15 protein-coding genes are annotated in these 19330 nt (G+C 71.9%); 9 read left to right on the top strand and 6 right to left on the bottom strand.

Going from position 1 to position 19330, the window contains the following annotated elements:
- Window positions 1-21: 21 nt before the first annotated feature.
- Together ABD437_RS05030 and ABD437_RS05025 are read right to left on the bottom strand one after the other, a co-directional pair.
- The gene (locus tag ABD437_RS05030) at window positions 22-420 is read right to left on the bottom strand and encodes a DUF5319 family protein (protein ID WP_035857767.1); all 399 of its coding nucleotides are present in this window, start codon (window positions 418-420) and stop codon (window positions 22-24) included.
- Between the two features lie 69 nt (window positions 421-489).
- The gene (locus ABD437_RS05025) at window positions 490-1962 is read right to left on the bottom strand and encodes a S15 peptidase family protein (RefSeq protein ID WP_344647562.1); all 1473 of its coding nucleotides are present in this window, start codon (window positions 1960-1962) and stop codon (window positions 490-492) included.
- 164 nt (window positions 1963-2126) lie between these two features.
- On the opposite strand from ABD437_RS05025, the gene guaB reads away from it, so the two are divergent.
- From guaB to ABD437_RS04995, 6 genes are all read left to right on the top strand, one after another.
- Entirely contained in the window at window positions 2127-3674 is a 1548-nt protein-coding gene (gene guaB, locus ABD437_RS05020) for an IMP dehydrogenase (protein WP_344647561.1), read from the top strand.
- A gap of 86 nt (window positions 3675-3760) precedes the next feature.
- Window positions 3761-4879, top strand: coding sequence for a GuaB3 family IMP dehydrogenase-related protein (locus tag ABD437_RS05015; RefSeq protein WP_425558117.1), 1119 nt, complete (start codon window positions 3761-3763; stop codon window positions 4877-4879).
- Window positions 4866-5474 (top strand): GNAT family N-acetyltransferase, encoded by a 609-nt coding sequence (locus ABD437_RS05010; RefSeq protein ID WP_344647559.1) that lies wholly within the window; start codon window positions 4866-4868, stop codon window positions 5472-5474. The genes ABD437_RS05015 and ABD437_RS05010 overlap by 14 nt, the downstream gene beginning before the upstream one ends.
- A gap of 33 nt (window positions 5475-5507) precedes the next feature.
- Window positions 5508-7190 carry a GMC family oxidoreductase N-terminal domain-containing protein gene (locus tag ABD437_RS05005; protein WP_344647558.1) on the top strand — a complete coding sequence of 561 codons (1683 nt, stop codon included), beginning with the start codon at window positions 5508-5510 and terminating at the stop codon, window positions 7188-7190.
- Window positions 7191-7242: 52 nt separating this feature from the next.
- Window positions 7243-8808 carry a glutamine-hydrolyzing GMP synthase gene (gene guaA / locus ABD437_RS05000; protein WP_344647557.1) on the top strand — a complete coding sequence of 522 codons (1566 nt, stop codon included), beginning with the start codon at window positions 7243-7245 and terminating at the stop codon, window positions 8806-8808.
- Between the two features lie 471 nt (window positions 8809-9279).
- On the top strand, window positions 9280-10185 hold the full coding sequence (locus tag ABD437_RS04995; protein WP_344647556.1) for a CDP-alcohol phosphatidyltransferase family protein: 906 nt from the start codon (window positions 9280-9282) through the stop codon (window positions 10183-10185).
- A 62-nt stretch (window positions 10186-10247) separates the two neighbouring features.
- On the opposite strand, the gene ABD437_RS04990 is transcribed toward ABD437_RS04995, so the two are convergent.
- The 3 genes from ABD437_RS04990 to ABD437_RS04980 form a co-directional block, all read right to left on the bottom strand.
- Window positions 10248-11480: a phosphatidylserine decarboxylase gene (locus tag ABD437_RS04990; RefSeq protein ID WP_344647555.1), complete on the bottom strand. Its 1233-nt coding sequence runs from the start codon at window positions 11478-11480 to the stop codon at window positions 10248-10250.
- Window positions 11481-11682: 202 nt separating this feature from the next.
- Window positions 11683-12261: a hypothetical protein gene (locus tag ABD437_RS04985; protein ID WP_344647554.1), complete on the bottom strand. Its 579-nt coding sequence runs from the start codon at window positions 12259-12261 to the stop codon at window positions 11683-11685.
- Window positions 12258-14141: a PspC domain-containing protein gene (locus ABD437_RS04980; RefSeq protein ID WP_344647553.1), complete on the bottom strand. Its 1884-nt coding sequence runs from the start codon at window positions 14139-14141 to the stop codon at window positions 12258-12260. The genes ABD437_RS04985 and ABD437_RS04980 overlap by 4 nt, the downstream gene beginning before the upstream one ends.
- A gap of 547 nt (window positions 14142-14688) precedes the next feature.
- On the opposite strand from ABD437_RS04980, the gene ABD437_RS04975 reads away from it, so the two are divergent.
- Both ABD437_RS04975 and ABD437_RS04970 read left to right on the top strand, forming a co-directional pair.
- Window positions 14689-15918: an ATP-binding protein gene (locus tag ABD437_RS04975; RefSeq protein WP_425558116.1), complete on the top strand. Its 1230-nt coding sequence runs from the start codon at window positions 14689-14691 to the stop codon at window positions 15916-15918.
- 2 nt (window positions 15919-15920) lie between these two features.
- Entirely contained in the window at window positions 15921-16568 is a 648-nt protein-coding gene (locus tag ABD437_RS04970; RefSeq protein ID WP_344647552.1) for a response regulator, read from the top strand.
- 49 nt (window positions 16569-16617) lie between these two features.
- Here the strand turns inward: ABD437_RS04970 and ABD437_RS04965 are convergent, their stop codons facing one another.
- On the bottom strand, window positions 16618-17211 hold the full coding sequence (locus tag ABD437_RS04965; RefSeq protein WP_344647551.1) for a PadR family transcriptional regulator: 594 nt from the start codon (window positions 17209-17211) through the stop codon (window positions 16618-16620).
- Between the two features lie 421 nt (window positions 17212-17632).
- On the opposite strand from ABD437_RS04965, the gene ABD437_RS04960 reads away from it, so the two are divergent.
- Complete coding sequence (locus tag ABD437_RS04960; protein ID WP_344647550.1) at window positions 17633-19321, top strand: RelA/SpoT family protein; 1689 nt, start codon at window positions 17633-17635, stop codon at window positions 19319-19321.
- The last annotated feature ends 9 nt before the right edge of the window (window positions 19322-19330 follow it).

Raw genomic sequence — 19330 nt, 5'->3', positions numbered from 1 at the left:
GGTAAGCCGCAGCGTTAACGCTCAGGCGTCAGGGTCGTCCGCATCCTCGACGGCGTCCTGCATGCCGTCGGCGTATCCGCGGGCGTACTCCCACGTCACGTACTCGGCCGGATCGGGGTCGAAAGCCGGCTCGTGCACACGGGTGCGACCGGCCACCAGCAGGTGCTGGAGGTTGGCCCGGAGCAGGTCCCACGCGAAGTAGTGCGGAACCCGGCAGTCCTCGCAGTCGACGACCAGGCCGCGGATGTCGCGTGCGGTGAGCAGCGCCTCGTAGACGTCGAGGTCGGCGAGGTCGTCGAGCACGTCCTGCCGCTCCTCGGCCGTGAGCGGTTGCGCACCACGGCCGGGCCCGTCGTCCTCGAGAGCGGACGTCGGGTCGGTGGGGTCGCCCGCGAACGGGTCTAGCGGTTCCTCCTGCACGCTCCCACCGTAGCCCGACGGGGTTCTCCGCGCCTTCCCCCTTGACACGACGCTGGGAGGGGTTTCTGATCAGTTGCCGCTAATTCTTACGGCGTGTGCTGGCGGCGTTACTGGATAGGTCACTGTCGCGCGATACGTCACGGAGCCGGTCACGCGCTGGGGGTAGTACAGGCGGGATGCTCCGGTGATCTGCAGCACGAGCGTGGCGCCGCTCCAGGCCACCGCGCCCAGCGGCACCTCGAGCGTGTGTGTCTTCCCGTCCAGCGTGACCGGGAGCGCGGTGGCGAAGTTCCCGGCGACCTTGGTGCCGTCGACGAGCTGCGCGTAGAGCGACGTCCGCGGCGCGGTACCGGTGCCCCGGTACGTGAGCTTCACCGTCGGCGAGCCGACCACCTGTCCGCGGTACGCCGGACCCGGCACCGAGACGGCGTTGGTCGCGGGCGCCGCGGCCACGTCGCTGCCCGAGGTGTCCGCCGGGCTGAACGAGAGCGTCCCGGAGCCCGACCTGGTGACCCGGTGGGTGGTGGCGAGCGGGTACTTCGGCGCCCCGCGCCACACCCCGGCGTCGTCGACGTACTCGAATCCCGGGCCGGTGTTCGTCCTCGCCCGCTTGAGCCAGCGGTCGAACCAGGCCACGGTCAACGCCTCCACGTGACCGGCCGCACCGGCAGGCGTCAGGCAGGTGCCGTGCCCGCCGCAGAACCAGACCATCTTCACCGGCGTGCCGTTCGCCCGCAGCGCCTGGTAGTTGGCGATGCCTTCGCGCAGCGGGAACAGGGTGTCGACGGTGCCCTGGACGATCATCGTCGGGACGCGGACCCGGTCGATCAGCCGACCGGCCGGCCCGTGGTCGCGCCACCAGGCCTCCAGCGCGGCGTCCGGGAGGCCGCCGGTGGCGGCCAGCCCGCAGGTCTCCTTCACCTGGGCGACCACCCGGTTGGTGCCGGCCGACCCGAACGCGCACAGCAGGTTGCCCCAGCCGCTCTTCGGCGTGTGGTTGGGGTAGAGGCTGTTCACCAGCGAATTCCAGGCAATCGTCGGCACGATCGCGTCCACCCGGCGGTCGATCGCGGCGGTGACGAACTGGATGCCGCCGCCGTAGCTGCCACCGGCCATGCCGACCCGCGGGTCGCCGGTGCGGTCCAGGCGGGCCTCCGGCTGCCGGGCGAGCCAGCTCAGCAGTGCCTGCATGTCCCGGCCCTCGTAGCGGTAGTGGTCCACCGACGCCGCGCCGCCGGAGCGCCCGAACCCGCGCGGGTCCCAGGTGAGCACGTTGTAGCCGCGCTGCCGGAGCCCGGCCACCGCCGGAGCGTCCGGATCGGTCTCGCCGGCGCCTCCCCAGCCGGGGCCGACCAACACGGACGGTGCACGCTCACCGGCCGGCAGGCCCGCCGCCGGGAAGAAGTTGACGACGATCGACGTGCCGTCGAACGAGGTGACGGTGGTGCTGCGCGCGGCGGGCGGCGCGGCCGCGGCCGGGCTCGTGACGCCGAGCACCACGGCGAGCGTGAGTAACAGGACGAGGATCCGGCGAACGGTCACAGGGGTGAGATCTACCACCCGGTGAACGCCGTGTACCGGCGAGTAATGGATCAGTCGTACCGCACCGATTCAGCAAATCCCACTGGTTATCGCAGGTCACAGCAGTATCCACAGGTGCGGGACGGGGTGACTCGGGACGTCCCTGTTGACAGCTACGATGAGGCATGCTGCCTGAGGTCACCTCGCTTCCCCCGAGCCCAGAACTGTTCGCTGCCCCTGACTCGCTGGCGGAGTTGTTCGCCCCCACCGCCCTCACGTTCGACGACGTGCTGTTGTTGCCGGGCGAGTCGGACATGATGCCGAGCGAGGTCGACACCAGCACCCGGCTCACCCGGGAGATCACCGTCCGTATCCCGCTGCTGTCCAGCGCGATGGACACGGTGACCGAGGCGCGCATGGCGGTCGCGATGGCGCGCCAGGGCGGTGTCGGCGTGCTCCACCGCAATCTGTCGATCGACGACCAGACGCAGCAGGTCGACATCGTGAAGCGGTCGGAGTCCGGCATGGTCTCCAACCCGATGGTCTGCTCCCCGGAAGACACGCTCGCCGACGTCGACCGCGCCTGCGGCCGCTACCGCATCTCCGGGCTCCCGGTCGTGGACGCCGACGGTGTGCTGGTCGGCATCGTCACCAACCGCGACATGCGCTTCGAGACCGACCCGACGCGCCGCGTCCGCGACGTCATGACGCCGATGCCGCTGGTCACCGCGCCGGTCGGGGTCGATCCGGACGAGGCGCTGCGGCTGCTGCGCGCGAACAAGGTCGAGAAGCTGCCGCTGGTCGATTCGGAGAACCGGCTCTGCGGCCTGATCACCCACAAGGACTTCGTCAAGAAGGACCAGTTCCCGCTGTCCACCAAGGACGCCGACGGCCGGCTCGTGGTGGCCGCCGCGGTCGGCGTCGGGGAAGACTCCTACAAGCGTGCCCGCTCGCTGATCGACGCCGGGTGCGACATCGTCGTCGTCGACACCGCGCACGGCCACAACCGGGCGGTCGCCGAGATGATCGCCCGCATCAAGGCCGACACCAGGGCGCAGGTCATCGGCGGCAACGTCGCCACCAAGGAAGGCGCCCAGACGCTGATCGAGGCCGGCGCCGACGCGATCAAGGTCGGTGTCGGCCCGGGTTCGATCTGCACCACGCGGGTCGTCGCCGGTGTCGGTGTCCCGCAGGTCACCGCGATCTTCGAGGCCGCGCGCGCGGCCAAGGCGGCCGGCGTGCCGGTCATCGGCGACGGCGGCCTGCAGTACTCCGGTGACATCGCGAAGGCCCTGGTGGCCGGCGCCGACACCGTGATGCTCGGTTCGCTCCTGGCCGGGGTGGAGGAGAGCCCGGGCGAGCTGCAGTTCATCAACGGCAAGCAGTTCAAGACCTACCGGGGCATGGGCTCGCTCGGCGCGATGCAGAGCCGCGGTCGTCAGCAGTCGTTCTCCAAGGACCGCTACTTCCAGGACGACGTCGCCACCGACGACAAGCTCATCCCCGAGGGCATCGAGGGCCAGGTGCCCTACCGCGGCCCGCTCGCGGCCGTCGCGCACCAGCTCGTCGGTGGCCTGCGTCAGTCGATGTTCTACGTGGGCGCGCGCACGGTGGCCGATCTCCAGCAGCGCGGCCGTTTCGTCCGCATCACCGCGGCGGGGCTCAAGGAGAGCCACCCGCACGACATCCAGATGACGGTCGAGGCTCCGAACTACGCAAGCCGCAAGAGCTGAGCCGCGGCGGGGGCCGGAAACGGCCCCCGCATAGACTCGGAGCTTTGACGGCGCGCCGCCGAGGTGACAAGGGGCTTGAATTGAACATGTCGGTGGAGATCGGGATGGGCAAGAACGCCCGCCGCGCCTACCACTTGGACGAGGTCGCGATCGTGCCGTCGCGGCGCACCCGTGACGTGAACGACACCTCGCTGGCCTGGCAGATCGACGCGTTCCGGTTCGGCCTGCCGCTGGTGGCCACGCCGTCGGACGCCACGATGAGCCCGCAGACCGCGATCGAGATCGGCCGGCTCGGCGGGCTCGGCGTCCTCAACGCCGAAGGCCTGTGGACCCGGTACGACGACCCGACGAAGCTGCTCGAAGAGCTGGCCTCGCTCTCCGACAGCCCGCGTCGCACCCGCCGCCTGCAGGAGGCGTACGCCGAGCCGATCAAGCCCGAGCTGATCAGCGAGCGCATCCGCGTGATGCGTGACGGCGGCGTCACCACCGCGGTGCGCATCTCGCCGCAGCACACGCTCGAACTCGCGCTCGAAGCCGTCGCGGCCGGCGTCGACCTGCTGGTGATCCAGGGCGCGGTGGTCTCGGCCGAGCACGTGACGACGTCCGGGCCCACGCTCAACCTCAAGCAGTTCATCGCCGACCTCGACGTGCCGGTGATCGTCGGCGGCTGCGCCAACTACCAGACCGCGCTGCACCTGATGCGCACCGGCGCGGCCGGTGTCATCGTCGGCACCGGCGCCGACAAGTGGGCCACCGAGGATTCGGTGCTCGGCATCCGGGTGCCGATGGCCACCGCGATCTCCGACGCGGCCGCGGCCCGGCGCGACTACCTGGACGAGACCGGCGGCCGGTACGTGCACGTGATCGCCGACGGCGAGCTGCAGACCTCCGGCGACATCGCGCGGGCGATCGCCTGCGGCGCCGACGCGGTGATGCTCGGCCAGCCGCTCTCGGTGGCCGCCGAGGCGCCCGCCGGTGGGGCCTGGTGGCACCCGATGGCCTCGCACCCGAAGCTGCCGCGCGGCAGCTACGTCCCGGCGACGTCGGACTGGCCGCTGGGCAGCCTCGAGACCGTCGTCGACGGCCCCGCGGACGACCCGAACGGCTGGCTGAACCTGTTCGGCGGCCTGCGCCGGTCGATGGCGAAGACCGGGTACTCCGACGTGAAGGCGTTCCAGAAGGTCGATCTGGTTGTCTGCCGGTGACCTGATCATCCGTCCCTACGGGGACGCCGACCTCGAGGCCGTGCGCGACATCTGCGTGCGTACCGGCCACGAGGGCGGTGACGCGCGTCCGCTCTACCCCGACCCCTCGATCTTCCCGACGGCGTTCGCCGACCCGTACGTGGCGTTCGAGCCGGAGTTGGCGTACGTCGTCGACGACGGGGAGCGCGCGGTCGGGTACGTCCTCGGCACGGCCGACACGGTCGCGTTCGTGAAGCGGTTCCGAGGGGAGTGGCTGCCGTCGGTGGCCGGCCGGTGGCCGCTGACCGACGGCACGTCGCGCACGGACGAGCTGGTGCGGATCATGCACCACCCGGAGCGCATGCTCTGGCCGCAGCTGGAGCCCTACCCGGCGCACCTGCACATCGACCTGCTGCCCTCGGCGCAGGGGCAGGGCTTCGGGCGGAAGCTGATCCACCGGTTCTTCGCCACGCTGGCGTCCCGCGGCATCGGGGCGGTGCACCTGGGGATGGTTCCGGCCAACGTGAAGGCACGCGCGTTCTACGACCGCCTGGGCTTCCACGAGATCGACGTCCCCGACCCGACGACGACGTATCTGGGACATCTCACCGGTTGACAGTCCCATTGCCCGATGTAACGTTTCTGGGTCATGGGCGATCACTTCGACGTCGTGGTCATCGGCTCCGGGTTCGGCGGGAGCGTCAGCGCGCTCCGGCTGACCGAGAAGGGCTACCGGGTCGCGGTGCTGGAGGCGGGCCGCCGCTTCGCCGACGACGAACTGCCCCGGACGTCCTGGGACGTGCGCAGGTACCTCTGGGCGCCGTGGCTGGGCTGCTACGGCATCCAGCGCATCACGCTCCTGAAGGACGTGCTCGTGCTGGCCGGCGCCGGGGTGGGTGGTGGGTCCCTGGTGTACGCCAACACGCTCTACGAGCCGCCCCAGGCGTTCTACGACGATCCCCAGTGGCGGCACATCACCGACTGGAAGACCGAGCTGGCGCCGTACTACGACCAGGCGTCGCGGATGCTCGGGGTGCGCCGCTACCCGCGGGAGACCCCGGCCGACCGGGTGATGCGGTCGGTGGCGACCGAGATGGGGGTGGGGGATACGTTCCACCCCACGCCGGTCGGGGTGTTCCTCGGAACGCCGGGGGTGCGTGTCGACGACCCGTACTTCGGCGGGGCCGGGCCGCAGCGGGTCGGCTGCACGCACTGCGGCGAGTGCATGACCGGGTGTCGGCACAACGCGAAGAACACGCTGGTCAAGAACTACCTGTACCTGGCCGAGGCGAATGGCGCGGCCGTCTTCGACCGCACCACCGCGACGGGGATCCGGCCACTGCCCTCCGGGGGCTACGCCGTCGACACGGTGCGGACCGGCTGGGGTCGGTCCCGGCGGACGTTCACGGCGTCCCAGGTGGTCGTGGCGGCGAGCGCGCTGGGCACCCAGCGGTTGCTCCACGCGTGCCGCGACCGCGGTTCGCTGCCGGCGTTGTCGTCACGGCTGGGCGTGCTGGCGCGGACGAACTCCGAGGCGTTGCTCGGGGCGAACCGCCTCCGGGTGGACCCCGACGACAACTTCGCCGACGGGGTGGCGATCACGTCGTCGTTCCATCCGGACGCCGACACGCACGTCGAGCCGGTGCGCTACGGGCGGGGAAGCAACTTCATGGGAATGCTGACGACCGTGCTGCCGCCCCCGGGTCGTCCCCGCTGGGTGGGGTGGCTGCGCGAGATGGCCCGCCACGTCGGCAAGGCGCGCCACATCCTCTGGCTGCGGCGCTGGTCGGAGCGGACGATCATCCTGCTGGTGATGCAGTCGGTCGACAACTCGCTGACGACGTACACCAAGCGCACGTGGTTCGGGCGGCGCCGGATGACCACCAGGCAGGGGCACGGAACACCGAACCCGACGTACCTCCCGCTCGGGCACGAGGCCACCCGGCGCACCGCGTCGCACATCGGGGGCATGGCCGGCGGCACGCTCGTCGAGGCGTTCGACGTGCCGATGACCGCCCACTTCATCGGCGGCTGCGCGATCGGCGACTCGCCGGAGACCGGCGTCGTCGACCCGTACCACCGGATCTACGGCTACCCCGGCCTGCACGTCGTCGACGGGGCGGCGCTCTCGGCCAACCTGGGCGTCAACCCGTCGCTCTCGATCACCGCCCAGGCCGAACGCGCCATGGCGCTGTGGCCGAACCGGGGCGACGAGGACCCGCGCCCGGTGCAAGGCGAGGGTTACCGGCGGGTGGCCCCCGTTCCGCCGCGGTTCCCGGCGGTTCCCGACACCGCCCCGGCTGCTCTTCGCCTGCCCGTGCGGGACGGCTGAAACTCTGGACCGATTCTTCGCCGGGTGGTAGAACCCACTACTCTTCGGGGACATGAGCCTTCCGCCCCCGGTGCTTGTCGTTGACTTCGGTGCGCAGTACGCGCAGTTGATCGCCCGCCGGATCCGCGAAGCGAAGGTCTACTCCGAGATCGTCCCGCACACGATGCCGGTCGAGCAGATGCTGGCGCGCAAGCCTGCCGCGATCATCCTGTCCGGCGGCCCGTCGAGCGTGTACGCCGAGGGCGCCCCCGGCGTCGACGCGGGCATGTTCGACGCCGGCGTGCCGGTCTTCGGCATCTGCTACGGCTTCCAGGCGATGGCCCAGGCCCTCGGCGGCGAGGTGGCCCACACCGGCAACCGCGAGTACGGCGGCACCAAGCTCACCGTTCTCGACCCGGGCGTCGTGTTCGCCGGCCTGCCCACCGAGCAGAACGTGTGGATGAGCCACGGTGACGCGGTCAGCCAGGCCCCGGAGGGCTTCGTCGTCACCGCCGCCACCGCCGGCGCCCCGGTCGCCGCGTTCGAGGACACCGCCCGCGGTTTCGCCGGCGTCCAGTTCCACCCCGAGGTGCTGCACACCGCCGACGGCCAGAAGATGCTGGAGAAGTTCCTCTACGAGGTCGCCGGCATCAGCCCCGACTGGACGATGGGCAACGTCATCGCCGACCAGGTCGCGGCGATCCGCGAGCAGGTGGGCGACAAGCAGGTCATCTGCGCGCTCTCCGGCGGGGTCGACTCCGCGGTCGCCGCCGCGCTCGTCCACAAGGCCGTCGGTGATCAGCTCACGTGCGTCTTCGTGGACCACGGCCTGCTGCGTGCCGGTGAGGCCGAGCAGGTCGAGAAGGACTACGTCGCCTCCACCGGCATCAAGCTCAAGGTCGTCAACGCCCAGGAGCAGTTCCTGCGCGAGCTCAAGGGCGTCACCGACCCCGAGCAGAAGCGCAAGATCGTCGGCCGGGAGTTCATCCGCACGTTCGAGGCCGCCGAGCGCGAGCTCGTCGCCGAGGCCGGTGCGCACGGCGAATCCGTGCAGTTCCTGGTCCAGGGCACGCTCTACCCCGACGTCGTCGAGTCCGGCGGCGGCACCGGCACCGCCAACATCAAGAGCCACCACAACGTCGGCGGCCTCCCCGAGGACCTGCAGTTCCAGCTGATCGAGCCGCTGCGGACGCTGTTCAAGGACGAGGTGCGCCAGGTCGGGCTCGAGCTCGGCCTGCCGGAGGCGATCGTCTGGCGCCAGCCGTTCCCGGGGCCGGGCCTGTCGATCCGCATCATCGGTGAGGTCACCGCCGAGCGGCTCGAGCTGCTCCGCGAGGCCGACGCGATCGTCCGGGCCGAGATGTCGGCGGCCGGGCTCGACCGCAGCATCTGGCAGTGCCCGGTGGTGCTGCTCGCGGACGTGCGCAGCGTCGGGGTGCAGGGCGACGGGCGGACCTACGGGCACCCGGTCGTCCTGCGTCCGGTCACGAGTGAGGACGCGATGACCGCGGACTGGGCGCGGGTGCCGTTCGACGTCCTGTCGAAGATCTCCACGCGCATCACGAACGAGGTACGAGACGTCAACCGGGTGGTGCTCGACGTGACGAGCAAGCCGCCGGGCACCATCGAGTGGGAGTGACGCTGCTTACCCCCGCTTGGGGGTCCTGACGCCGGATGTGACCAGTATCACTGGGCTCGCTCGAGTGCGGTACCGTGGACTTCGCCGCACACCGATGAGCAGGTGCAACGTGCGGAGCCGTGCAGGAACGGCGGGTTCGCGTGGGGGATCGGACCTAGTTTGTGCCCCTGATTGAGCTGTCTTCCGATTGGGCGGCGCCTCTACGGGGAACTCATACTTTCTGGTCGAACATCTGAACGCGGGCAGACGTCTATGCGAATGTACGTCCGCGAGATCGGGACCCAGGCGTAGGAGACGCTCGCGGTCCAAGTAGGTGGCGCGTCGCACCGAGTCGACGCAGCCCTACCCGGCCCAGGCCCAGGAGGATTCGGGGTGCAAGCGAGACCATGGCGGCGGCGTGCCGACCGCCCCCGTCCGGCTGGCCGTCGGTGGAGTCGAGGACTTCGCCGCGGCGGCACATTCGCTCGACGCGTGCTGGTGAGGCGGCGCGGCGGGCTCGACACGGGCGCTCCGCCCGGCGTCGACGTGCAGCCGGTCGGTCCGTACACCACGCTCACGTGGCCCGAGGGGGCAGCCCCGAGAGCCGGTGACGTCGTGCGCGGCGCCCCCACCCACCGGCGTGCTCTCGAAGCGGCGCCCAGCACCGCGGAGATCCTCGCCGGAGAGGCACCCCAGGACGTGCCCCTGCTCACCGGTGAGCGCACGCTGTCCCGGCGCTGCCAGTTCGCGCTGGTGCAGTCGTGCACGCTCGCCAGCCTGCTGCTGGGCATGGCCGCGATCTTCGCGGTGCTGCACGGCGAGGTGCGGATCGCCGCGGCCGTGCTGCTCGGCTGCGTGCTGTTCGACGGGGCCGACGGTGCCCTGGCGCGTGCGTTCGGCGTCTCGACGCCGTTCGGCGCCCAGATGGACTCGCTCGCCGACATGTGCTCGTTCGGCATCGCGACCCCGGTCGTGGTGTTCGCGTGGCTCGTCGGGCCCAGCCCCACCGTGGTGGCCGGTGCGGCCTGCGCGCTGGTCGCGATCTGCGCGGCGATCCGGCTGGCCCGGTTCAACGTGTCGCCGAAGAACGGCCGGTTCTTCTCCGGGGTGCCGACGACGATCGCGGCGGCCATCGCGGTGATCGCCGTGCTGCTGCAGCCCGAAGCGGGTCGCTGGGCGGCGCCGCTGTTCGTGGCCGCGCTGGCCATCGCGATGGTGAGCTCGTTCCCGTACCTGAAGATCGGTGCGCTCAAGCGGGTGCCGAAGTGGCTCCTCCCGCTGGGTGCGGTGGCGGTCGCCCTCGACCCCGTCACCACGCTGGGCCTGCTGATCGGTGCCTACCTGCTGTCCGGCCCGTTGCTCTGGGCCCGCCAAAAGCGCGGCATCACCGCCGTCTGATCCACCCACGAAAAGAGGGCCGCCCCTTGCCAGGGGCGGCCCTCTTTTCGTGTTCCGGGCTCTTAGTCGGCCAGCCAGTGGGCCAGGACGGTCTCGCCGCCCACCACGCGCTCGCCCGGTGACACCAGGGGCTCGGCGGCGGTGGCCGGCAGGTAGATGTCGGTGCGCGAACCGAACCGGATCAGGCCGTAGCGCTCGCCCTTCGCGAGCAGCGCCCCCACCTTGGCGCGGTTCACGATCCGCCGGGCGATGAGCCCGGACCGCTGCGCGACCACGACCCGACCGTGCACGGTCTCCAGCACCGTGTAGCACGCCACGTTGTGCTCCGCGGCCGCGGTCATCGCGTTCGCGTAGCCGCCCTCCTCGCGCAGGACCGAGACGACCCGCCCCGCCACCGGCGACCGGTTCACGTGCACGTCGAGCACCGACAGGAACACCGAGATACGCAGCCACTCGTCGGGGCCGAACCGGTGGTCGGTGAGCCGCTCCACCGCGAGCACCTTGCCGTCCGCGGACGACACCACGGCCCGCGGGTCGTCGGGCACGATCCGCCGCGGGTCACGGAAGAACGCCGCCACCGGCACGGCCAGCGCCGCCGGCACCAGCCACGCCTTCGACCGCGGCCGGACCACCTTCGTCAGCAGCGCGACCCCGGCCACCAGCCCGCCGAACGCGACGCCGTTCGAGTCGATGCCCATCCGCTTGGTGACCGCCACGTGGCTGGGCACCACGGCCGGGTCGAGCCGGGCCGCGAGGTGCGGCGTGGCCGGCGCGAACCGGAGCTGGTGCACGCGCAGCGGCGGGACCGAGCGGAACACCCGGTCGGTGCGGACGGCGTGGTCGTCGACGACGCCGGTGAGCGGGTCGCCGCCGGTGGCGTCGGTGGCGACCGCGAGGACACCGTCGGTGGCCAGCAGCGGGCGGACCCGGTCCACGACCGTCGGGTGCAGCACCGGACGCGCGATCACCGCGACGTCGACCGGGCCGGGCAGCTCCGACACGTCGGTCGGCAGGTCCTTGCGCACCGACACCCGCCCGGCGAGCGTCGCGGCGGCGGCCAGCAGTTCGTCGGCGGGCCCGTCGGCCACGACGATCGCGTGGTCACCCGGCATCAGTACCGCGAGCAGCCGGTCGACCACGGCGTCCCCGGCCCCCGCGCCGATCACCAGCACGGTCTTCGGGCCCGGGTGCCGGGCGACCTCACTGACCAGGACCTTCGCGGCCACGGGCCCGACGGGCCGATCGGACAACGCGAGCGGGCCCGCGTCCGGCTGGGAAATTACGTGGTCTGCCATACCTCACCCTGGGTTTCGGCGCTGAATCGTCCGTACCCCAACAGCCGGACGCGCCCCCAGCATATTGCTGGAGGCGCGTCCGGTTCGTCGTGCGTTCAGTGGTCGGTGCACCGCCGTTCCGCTGTGGACGCCGGGGCGGTGTCGACCCGGACCACCACCGCGAGGGCGGCCAGGCCGACCAGGCCGGCGACCAGGAGCCACGTCACGACGTCGCTCCGCCGTCGCGATCAGCGGGCAGCTGCTTCGTGTCACCGTCCCGAACCGGCCGCTCCGCCACCGGCAGCTGCTCCGGCGCGGCCGGGACGATCGCGGTGGGCGCCTCGGCGTCCGGGGTGACCACCGGGTCGTCGAAGGTGGGAACGGTGGCCGCCGGAGCGGCCGGCCCGCTCACCGGACGGTCGGTGACCGCGGTGGGGGCGGAGACCGGCGCCGGGTCGTCGAAGCCGGCCTCACGGTAGGCGGCGGCGATCGCGTCCGCGTCGAGCACACCGTCCACGCGGGGCAGCGACACCGACGCCAGGAACGGGTCGTTGTACGGGTCGACGTCCAGCGCCGGCTGCGGCGCCGGCGGGACCGTGAGCGGAGCCTCGGCCTGACGCTGCGGACGGAGCGCGCTCATCAGCCCGACCAGGCCGATGATCAGCAGCGTGCCGGCGCCGATCCAGGCCGCGGGGACGTGCAGCGGATCACGACTGATCATCGCGACCCCCCACCACGCCACCGCGGCGCTGAACAGCAGGGCGAAGACCAGCGAGACGCTGTCCACCGGGTGCTTCTTCATCGGGTGACCTCCAGGTCACCGGCGCCGTGGTGGACGACCAGCGTCAGGTCGCTGGTGTCCGCGCCGTTCTCGCCGTAGTCGGTGACGGAGTTGGTGACTCCCATGCCACTCTGCCGATTCTCGAAGATCCGGGCGTCGCCGGCGCCGAGGTCGTACTGGACCGTGACGTCCACGTCGTCGGGCAACTGGACGGTGGTGTCGCCGAAGCCGGTGTTGACCTCGATCGTGCGGGTGACGCCGGTGAAGTCGACGTTACGCAGGTCGAGGTCGAAGTCGCCGCCGCCGAGCGAGTAGGACGGCCGCACGTCGGCGAGCGTGGTCGGGACGAAGTCGACGTTGCTCCGCTGGTGGTCCGGACCGCCGTCGACGTTCTCGGCGATCGAGCCGATGCCGAGCGCCACGGCCAGTACCAGGCCGATCGGGATCAGCCAGCGGGCCCGGCCGATCCAGACGCCGACGAACAGACCGACGGCGACGATGCCCAGAGCCAGCGCCACGAACCCGGTGAACGGGATGTGGACGCCGCTCGCGTTGACGATCAGCAGGACGACGATCGCCAGGCAGGCGATCGAGAACGTGAGCCGGCCGAGGACCGACCGCTCCTTCTTCCGCTTACCGGGGTAGCCGACCGGCGGGTAGGGCGGCGGGGGCGGCACGACACCCGGCCCGGAGACCGGTGCGTACGGTCCGTAGGGCGCGAACGGCTGGGTGTAGGGCTGACCCGGTGCTCCGTGGTGACCGGTGTGGTACGGGCCGAACTGGGGGGGCGCTCCGGTCGACGGTGCCGCCGCGTACGGAGCCCCCGTGGAGGGTGCGCCGGCGTACGGAACGCCCGGGGAGGGTGCGCCGTACGGTGGTGCGGCCGGGCCCGGGACTCCCGCGGTGGCGGGCGCGGCTTCGGTCGTCGGTGTGGACGCGGCGGGAGCCGAGGGCTGGTGACCCGGCGCGTGGAAGGCGTCGGTCACCGGCGCGTCCGATGCCGTAGGGGTGGCGCCCGGGGCGGCCGTGCCGGGGTTCGGAGTGCCGGGGTTCGGAGCGCTGGCGGGGACCCAGGGGCCGCCGGCCGGAGGTGTGAAACCGAGCGTGCCGTCGGGCACCGGCCCGGTCGGACCGGCCGGTGCGGCCGGGAAACCGCCGTGCCCACCGGCGCGCCGAAGCAGCATCATGCCGCCGATCAGGCACGCGGCGAGCAGCGCCGTCGACGCGAACCCGTTGCTGAGCGAGCCGATCAGGAGGAGCGCGGCGAGCACGATCAGGCCGACCGTGGCCGCGGGTGAGGTGCCGGAGCGGCCCCGCCCGAGCAGCGACTCCAGCGGCGAGGCCGGCTCGTCGTCGACCGGGAGCGCGATCCACGCGACCAGGTAGAGCAGAGCGCCGACACCACCGAAGAACACCAGCACGGTGAGGATCACGCGGAACAGGATCGGGTCGACGCCCGTGGTGCGGCCCAGGCCGGCGCAGACACCGGCGACGAGCTTGCCCTGGCGGGTGCGGGTGAGCGTCCGGCCGCGGTTCCAGTTCCAGCCGCTACCGCCCCCGGTGCTCCACGCGCCGCCCCCGAACGGCGGCATCCCCCCGTGCGGCGGCGCACCCCCGTGCGGCGGCATCGGCCCCGGCGGCGTGGCGCCGGAGGGCTCCTCGCCACTCGGCGGCGGAGGAGGAGGCGGAGGCGCGGGCGGAGCGGGTGCGTCGGGTGCGTCCGGCGCGTCCGGCGCCGGGGGGACGTCCGACGCGGCGGCGTCGCGGTGCGGCGTCGGGTCGGTCGGCCCGGCGGACGGCGTCGGCCCGCCCGATGCGGAGTCCGGCGCCGCGGCCGAGCCGCTGGGCGGGGTGGAGCCGGAATCCGGCGTTGGCTCCCGGCGGGGGTCGAGGCTGTCCATGTCACCGATACTCCTGGCCGAGAAGCCTCCGAACCATCGGGCACGACCCTGAGCGGACCCTGATCTGCTCGGGGTGCGTATCTCCGGGGCTCACCCCGTGGCCTCGCGCCGTCGTGCGTGTGACGATCGGAGTCGCCACCGAACACCGGGAGGAATGATCACTACGCCAGCCCACCGCGGGCCCGGCGCCGGTCCCGTCACCGCCCCTCCCGCGCCCACCCCGCCCGCACCCGCCTGGCCCGCACCCGCCTGGGCCGCGCCCACCGGGCCGGTTCCCCCGGTACCCGGGGCGGTCGCGACGGGCGACGGTCTGCCCGGTGCGGTGCCCTACGCCCAGGCCCAGCAGCTGACCGCCCAGTTCCTGACCGCACGGCAGGCCCGCGCGGAAGCCGACCGCATCGCCGCGAAACACGCCGACGCCCACCGGGAAGCCGTCGCCCGCATCGCCGCCCAGCACGCCGCCTCCCACGGCGCCGCCGCCGAGCGCGCCGCGGAGGCCGTGCGCCGGGCCGCCGCACGCACCGTGCAGCCCCCGGCGGCCGACCCGGTGAACTCCGGCCTCTCCACCCCGTCCGGCATCCCGATCCGCCGCCTCTACCGGCGCACCGACGACCGGGTCCTCGGTGGCGTCGCCTCCGGTATCGCCGAGCACATCGGCGCGCGGCCGATCGTCGTCCGACTGGTGTTCCTGGCCCTGCTGGCCTTCGGCGGCCTCGGTGCCGTGCTGTACGCGGTGTTCTGGGCCGTGCTCAGCCTCGACCCGGCCGCCGAGCAGCGCGGCAGCCACCGCGACACCGGGCAGCTCGTCGCGTTCCTGGTGTTCGGTCTGGGCATCATCGTGGTGCTGCTCGGCCTGCGGCAGAGCACGCAGCTGGTGCTGGTGTGGTGTCTCGGCGTGGTGGCGGTGGGTGCGGCGCTGGTCTGGCGCCGGGCCGATCCGGTGCAGCGCAAACGCTGGACCGCCGCCACTCCGCAGGTGCCGTGGCTCGGCCCGGTGCTCTCCGGCGGCCGGGGCATGACCGCGGTGCGGCTGCTCGGCGGTGCCCTGCTGGTGATGGTCGGGCTGGTCGGCTTCCTGGTGTTCTCCGGGGAGTGGGAGTCGGTCCGCGACGGTCTGCTGTTCGGCAGCGTGCTGCTGGCCGGCGTCGCGCTGGTGATCGCGCCCTGGCTGGCGCAGATCGCGATCGAGCTGCGGGCCGAGCGCAGCGAGCGGATCCGGTCGCAGGAGCGGGCCGAGATCGCGGCGATGGTGCACGACCAGGTGCTGCACACGCTGGCGCTGATCCAGCGCCGCTCGAACGACCCGCGTGAGGTGGCCCGGCTGGCCCGCGGCCAGGAGCGTTCGCTGCGCAACTGGCTCTACAAGCCGACCGCGTCGGCCACCGAGCGGATCGGCGCCGCGCTGGAGGAGGCCGCGGCCGAGGTCGAGGACGCGTTCGCGGTGAGCGTCGACGCGGTCGTCGTGGGCGACTGCGACCTGGATCCGGCGCTGACCGCGCTCGTGCAGGCCTCGCGTGAGGCTCTCGTCAACGCGGGCAAGCACGCCGGGGTAGCGTCCGTGTCGCTGTACGCCGAGATCGAACCCGAGCAGGTGAGCGTGTTCATCCGCGATCGGGGCAAGGGATTCGACCCCTCGCGCGTGGACGACGACCGGCACGGTGTGCGTGGCTCGATCCTCGGTCGGATGGAGCGGCACGGCGGGAAGGCCGAGATCCGGAGCAGCCCCGGGAGCGGAACCGAAGTCCGGCTGACGATGAAGCGTACGAACGGTGAGTAACGATGACTGACGGACCGATCCGAGTGGTGCTCGTCGACGACCACGGCATGTTCCGAGCCGGCGTGCGCGCGGAGCTCGGCGGCAGCGTCGAAGTGGTGGGCGAGGCCAGCACGGTGCCGCAGGCGGTGTCGGTGATCACCGCGCTCACGCCCGACGTCGTGCTGCTCGACGTCCACATGCCCGACGGGGGCGGCCGCGCGGTGCTGGAGGCGATCCGGCCGACGCTGCCGCAGGTGAAGTTCCTCGCGCTGAGCGTGTCGGACGCCGCCGAGGACGTGATCGGGCTGATCCGGGCGGGCGCGCGGGGCTACGTGACCAAGACGATCGCCGCGGACGAACTCGCCGACGCGGTGCGCCGGGTGGCCGAGGGCGACGCGGTGTTCTCGCCGCGGCTGGCCGGGTTCGTGCTCGACGCGTTCACGCAGCGGCCGGAGACCGTGGTGCGCGATCCGGAGCTCGATCTGCTCACCAACCGTGAGCGCGAGGTGCTGCGTTTACTGGCGCGGGGCTATGCGTACAAGGAGATCGCGTCCGAGCTGTTCATCTCCGTGAAGACGGTCGAGACGCACGTGTCGAGCGTGCTGCGCAAACTCCAGATGTCCAACCGCTACGAGCTCTCCCGCTGGGCGGTCGACCGCCGCCTGATCTGACAACGGTGGTGGAGCCCGCCCAGACTCGCTCTGGGCGGGCCGTGCAGGCTCACTCGGCTTCGGCGAGCAGGCCGTACAGCTTGCGACGAGCTTCGGTCAGGATCTCGATCGCCTTGGCGCGCTGGTCCTCGGTGCCCACCTGGGCCACCTGGCCGGCGGCCTGCATGACCGGGCCGATCGCGGCGTGCAGATCCTGCACGCTCTGGTCGACGCCTTCCGACGCCTGCGTCCAGGGCGCGGGGCCCTCGGCGAGCGCGTCGGCCTCGGCGCGGCCACGTTCGGTGAGCGAGACCAGCTTCTTGCCGTTGGTCTCCTCGATCGTGACGAGACCCTCGTCCTCCATGAGCTGGAGCGCCGGGTAGAGCGAGCCCGGGCTGGGCCGCCAGACGCCGTTACTACGCTCCGCGATCTCGCCGATCATCTCGTAGCCGTGCATCGGGCGCTCACGGAGCAGCGCGAGGACGGCGGCGCGGACGTTGCCACGCCGGGTGCGGCGCCCGCCGCGGCCGTGCGGGCCGCCGAACGGACCGAAGCCGGGCGGCCCCGGGGGAAACGGCGGCGGGCCGCCGAAGCCGGGGAAGAAGCCCTGCCGGCCACGGCCACGGCCGCGGTGTTCGTGGTGTTCGTGAGGGGTGCGGTACATGAGTTCCTCCTGAGTGAGTGCAACTACCGATGCTCTAACGATATATCGGAAGAACATCTCGATGCAACCCCTGTCGAGACCGTTCAGTTAGCAGAGCTCCGTCGAACGGCCAATGGTGAGCTAGCGCATCGGATCGGGTGCCCGGTCAGGGGCGCCAACGTGCCGTTTGGGCGCATACCATCGGTACAACTCGACTTCCTGTCTCGGCGACCGACTGGGGGTGGGTGCCCGCTATGTCGACGCGTGCGCTCCAACGAATGTCCGACCTGTGTCCGGGTCACGTCCTCCCTGGACGGGCCGAGGCATGAGCGCCGAGGCCACCCCGTTCGGGACCCAGCCGCTGGGAAACCGCACCTCAGAAACTGCGGACTCCGGCGGAGCGGTAACGGGGGGGCCGGTAGCACGCAGAACGCTCCGCGCGTTGCTCCGTGCCGGTTCGACGAGCACCGCGCGTAACCGCGCCGAAGACCCGCTCCACAACCTGCTGACGCTGCACCGGCAGGTGCACCCCAAGGCCGAGGTGGAAGTCGTCCGCCGCGCCTACACGATCGCCGAGCGCGCCCACCGCGGCCAGATGCGCAAGAGCGGCGAGCCGTACATCACGCACCCGCTCGCGGTCACCGAGATCTGCGCCGAGCTGGGCATGGACACCACCGCGCTGGTCGCCGCGATCCTGCACGACACGGTGGAGGACACCCAGTACACGCTCGACCAGCTGCGCGCCGACTTCGGCGACGAGGTCGCGCTGCTCGTCGACGGGTTGACCAAGCTCGACAAGGTCCGATTCGGCAAGGAACTGGCCGAGGCCGAGACCAACCGCAAGATGATCATCACGGCCGGCCGCGACCCGCGGGTGCTGGTGATCAAGCTCGCCGACCGCGTCCACAACATGCGCACGCTGGGCTTCAAGTCCGGCCCGTCGCAGCAGCGCATCGCGCGGGCCACCAGCGAGGTGCTGATCCCGCTCGCCGGCCGGCTCGGCATCCACAAGATCAAGCGTGAGCTCGAGGACCTGGTCTTCCGCATCCTCCAGCCGGACGCCTACGCCGAGGTCGAGCGTCGCGTCGAGACGCGGATGGTCGAACGCAAGGTCTACCTCGACGGCCTGGTGCGTGAGGCGGTGGCCGAGCTCAGGACCAGCAAGATCAAGGCCACGGTGACCTGGCGCGAGCGGCACCTGAAGTCGGTCTGGAAGCAGATCAACAAGACGCCGAACGCACCCGACGACTTCATCGGCGCCGATCGCCTCGTCGTCGTGATCGACGGCGATCCCACCGAGTGTTACGCGGCGCTCGGCGTCATCCACGGGCGCTGGCACCCGATCCCGGGCCGGTTCAAGGACCACATCGGCGTCCCGAAGTTCAACATGTACCAGTCGCTGCACACCACGGTCATCGCGCCCGAGGGCCGCTGCGACGTGCTGATCCGCACCGAGGGCATGAACCGCGTCGCCGAGTACGGCATCGCCGCGCTGCACCGGTTCGGCCGCGACCGGGCCGGTGACGCCGCCGTCGAGCTCGAGTGGCTGCAGCGCGTGCTCGACTGGCAGGAGGACGCCGCCGAGCCCGGCGAGTTCATGGAGTCGCTGCGCTCCGGCCTCTCCGACCACGAGGTGCTGGTCTTCACGCCGAGCGGCCGGGCGATCAGCCTGCCTGACGGCGCGACGCCGGTCGACTTCGCCTACGCGGTCTCCACGCACCTCGGCGACCGGTGCATCGGCTCCAAGGTCAACGGCCAGCTCGTACCGCTGGCGCGGCCCCTCTCCGACGGCGACGTGGTGGAAGTGCTCACGTCGCCGTCCGAGTACTCGGGGCCGAGCGAGGAGTGGCTGCAGTTCGCCAAGAGCCCGCAGGCGCAGATCCGGATCCGCAGCTGGTTCGCCGAGGACGTCTCGGAGGTCTCGGTGGAGAACGGCCGCCGGGACATCGCCGCGGCGCTGGCGGCCGAGGGCCGGGTGCTGGCCCACGACCGTCCGCTCTCGATGCTCGCCCGCGTGCTCGACCTGCCCGACCACGACTCGCTCTGCGCGGCGGTCGCGGACGGCCGCCTGGACCCGAACGACGTGGCGAAGCGCCTCATCCTGATCGTCGACGGTCCCGGCGAGGAGTAGGCGAGCGGG

It is taken from the genome of Cryptosporangium japonicum, assembly GCF_039524755.1.
GTDB classification, from domain to species: Bacteria; Actinomycetota; Actinomycetes; order Mycobacteriales; family Cryptosporangiaceae; genus Cryptosporangium; species Cryptosporangium japonicum.
Note: the sequence above shows the minus strand (reverse complement) of the source record. Positions and strands in the feature narration are given on the sequence as shown.

Coding starts and splice junctions, on each gene's coding strand:
- guaB (WP_344647561.1), top strand. CDS start 2,127: ATGCTGCCTGAGGTCACCTCGCTTCCCCCGAGCCCAGAACTGTTCGCT.
- ABD437_RS05015 (WP_425558117.1), top strand. CDS start 3,761: ATGTCGGTGGAGATCGGGATGGGCAAGAACGCCCGCCGCGCCTACCAC.
- ABD437_RS05005 (WP_344647558.1), top strand. CDS start 5,508: ATGGGCGATCACTTCGACGTCGTGGTCATCGGCTCCGGGTTCGGCGGG.
- guaA (WP_344647557.1), top strand. CDS start 7,243: ATGAGCCTTCCGCCCCCGGTGCTTGTCGTTGACTTCGGTGCGCAGTAC.
- ABD437_RS04990 (WP_344647555.1), bottom strand. CDS start 11,480: ATGGCAGACCACGTAATTTCCCAGCCGGACGCGGGCCCGCTCGCGTTG.
- ABD437_RS04985 (WP_344647554.1), bottom strand. CDS start 12,261: ATGAAGAAGCACCCGGTGGACAGCGTCTCGCTGGTCTTCGCCCTGCTG.
- ABD437_RS04980 (WP_344647553.1), bottom strand. CDS start 14,141: ATGGACAGCCTCGACCCCCGCCGGGAGCCAACGCCGGATTCCGGCTCC.
- ABD437_RS04970 (WP_344647552.1), top strand. CDS start 15,921: ATGACTGACGGACCGATCCGAGTGGTGCTCGTCGACGACCACGGCATG.
- ABD437_RS04965 (WP_344647551.1), bottom strand. CDS start 17,211: ATGTACCGCACCCCTCACGAACACCACGAACACCGCGGCCGTGGCCGT.